Consider the following 1,867-nt stretch of genomic DNA (forward strand, 5'->3'; position numbering starts at 1 on the left):
GAAATCGCTGTGCCCGCCGGCACCCTCATCGACGAAGCCTGGGTTAAGCGTCTGGAGCTGATGAACGTTGACGAAGTCAAGGTTCGTTCTCCAATTACCTGTGAAACCCGCTACGGCATCTGCTCCAAATGTTACGGTCGTGACCTGGGTCGTGGACATCTCGTTAACAAAGGTGAAGCAGTCGGCGTTATCGCTGCCCAGTCCATCGGTGAGCCCGGTACTCAGCTGACCATGCGTACCTTCCACATCGGTGGTGCTGCATCCCGTGCTTCTGCACAGGACAACATCTCTGTTAAGAACAAGGGTACTGCCCGTCTGCTGAACTTGAAGCACGTTGAACGTAAAGACGGTGCTTTGGTGGCAGTGAGCCGTTCCGGTCAGCTGGCCATTGCTGATGAATTCGGTCGTGAGCGTGAGCGTTACAAGCTACCATACGGTGCGGTTCTGTCTGTTAAGGACGGTGTTGATGTAGAAGCCGGTCAGATAGTTGCCAAGTGGGATCCGCACACTCACCCCATTGTGACCGAACTGTCCGGTACCGTTAAGTTCCTGGGCATGGAAGAGGGCATTACCGTCAAGACTCAGACGGATGAACTGACCGGTCTGTCCAACATCGAAGTTCTGGATCCGAAGGATCGTCCTTCTGCCGGTAAGGATATTCGTCCTGCTATCCAGCTGCTGGATGCCAATGGCAAGGAGCTGAAGCTGCCTAACACTGACGTAGCAGCTCAGTACTTCCTGCCTGCAAACGCTCTGGTGAACCTGGCCGATGGCACGACGGTAGAAATCGGTGACGTTGTTGCCCGTATTCCACAGCAGTCCGGCGGTAACAAGGACATCACCGGTGGTCTGCCACGAGTGGCCGACCTGTTTGAAGCCCGTAAGCCAAAAGAACACTCTATTCTTGCGGAAATCACCGGTACCATCGGCTTTGGTAAAGAGACCAAAGGTAAGAAGCGTCTGGTCATCACTCCGAACGACGGCAGCGATCCGTATGAAGAGCTGATTCCCAAGTGGCGTCACCTGAACGTGTTCGAAGGTGAACAGGTGACCAAGGGTGAAGTTATCTCTGACGGTCCTACCAACCCCCACGACATTCTGCGTCTGCTGGGTGTCGGTGAGCTGGCCCGTTACATCGTTAACGAAATCCAGGACGTATACCGTCTGCAGGGCGTTAAGATTAACGATAAGCACATCGAAACCATTCTGCGTCAGATGCTGCGTAAGGTTGAAGTCACTGACACGGGTGATTCTTCGCTGATCCGTGGTGATCAGCTAGAGTTGACGTCCGTTCTGGAAGAGAACGAGAAGCTGGGTGACAAGGATCAGATCCCTGCCAAATACGACAGGGTACTGCTGGGTATCACCAAGGCATCTTTGGCGACCGAGTCCTTCATCTCTGCGGCTTCCTTCCAGGAAACTACAAGAGTACTGACCGAAGCAGCAGTGACCGGTAAGCGTGACTACCTGCGTGGACTGAAGGAAAACGTGGTCGTCGGTCGCCTGATTCCTGCGGGTACAGGTCTGACCTATCACGAAGAACGTCGTAAGGGTCGCGAAGAGCCTGAGTTTGAAGTACCAAGCAAGGTCTCTGCTTCTGAAGTTGAAGCGGCTCTGTCTGAAGCTCTTAACTTCGGCGAGGTGTAACAATAGGCTGACGCCTGTTTTTATACAGTGAGCTAAACAGAAAGGCTGCCTTCGGGTGGCCTTTCTCATTTTTTGGTGTCTGGAAACTGTGATGATTAACACCAGACTAAAACCTGACCGGAAAGAGCGTCAAGCCCAGTACTTCTAGTGCTGGGAAGGATAGCCCGGAGTCCGATAGGACTCCTAATGCGGTCTATCCTGCTGTTCGATGTATTGCTTA

The 1,867-nt window shown here is 53.1% G+C and carries 1 pseudogene; it reads left to right on the forward strand.

Features of this window, described 5'->3' with window-relative positions:
- Positions 1–1,647 (forward strand): annotated as a pseudogene (locus tag KDK17_RS13880) (DNA-directed RNA polymerase subunit beta'); the annotation flags it as partial.
- Positions 1,648–1,867: the final 220 nt, after the last annotated feature.

The sequence above is a fragment of the Endozoicomonas sp. SESOKO2 genome (assembly GCF_024606245.1).
GTDB lineage: Bacteria > Pseudomonadota > Gammaproteobacteria > Pseudomonadales > Endozoicomonadaceae > Endozoicomonas_A.